Here is a 769-nt window from a genome sequence, read left to right on the forward strand (position 1 = left end):
CTTAAGGGCTAGTCCAATTTCGCTCGCCGCTACTTTCGGAATCTCGGTTGATTTCTTTTCCTCGGGGTACTTAGATGTTTCAGTTCCCCCGGTTCGCCTCGTTATGCTATGTATTCACATAACGATACTAGCTTATGCTAGTGGGTTTCCCCATTCAGAAATCCCAGACTCAAATGGTTGTTACTACCTAATCTGGGCTTATCGCAAGTTACTACGTCTTTCATCGCCTCTGACTGCCAAGGCATCCACCGTGTACGCTTAGTCACTTAACCATACAACCCGAAGGAGTTTCGAGTTGATGAACAAGTCACCAAAGTTGTCTCTCATTATTTGAATGAGCGAGAGACATATCGATTTTGCCGGACTCATCTCTTTACCTTCATTTTTAGAAAAAATGAAAACAAAAAGCCAAGAACACTTGAATGTGTTTTTTGGTGTTTGTCTTAAAGACAAACATTGAGAACTTTACAAACAACAATAAATTGTTGTTTTGTCAGCTTTCCAAATTGTTAAAGAGCTAATCACTTCTAATGAAGTAACCATTTTTAAAAACTCTCAAGAGAGAATGTTTAAAGATGGTATCCCGTAGGGGAGTCGAACCCCTGTTACCGCCGTGAAAGGGCGGTGTCCTAGGCCTCTAGACGAACGGGACACTAAGTGAACATCTTGGAGGATGTTCTATCTCTTAAACTTCATAAACCGTATCAATCTGTGTGAACACTCATCGCAATAATCATCGTTTAAGGAGGTGATCCAGCGCCAGGTTCCC

The 769-nt window shown here is 41.7% G+C and carries 1 tRNA gene and 1 rRNA gene; both read right to left on the minus strand.

What is annotated here, in order from left to right:
* Positions 1 to 272 (minus strand): 23S ribosomal RNA (locus IQP38_RS21360); the annotation flags it as partial.
* A gap of 304 nt (positions 273 to 576) precedes the next feature.
* Positions 577 to 652: transfer RNA gene (locus IQP38_RS21365), tRNA-Glu, on the minus strand.
* Between the last annotated feature and the right edge of the window lie 117 nt (positions 653 to 769).

The organism is Vibrio sp. OPT41 (assembly GCF_015163595.1).
GTDB lineage: Bacteria > Pseudomonadota > Gammaproteobacteria > Enterobacterales > Vibrionaceae > Vibrio > Vibrio alginolyticus.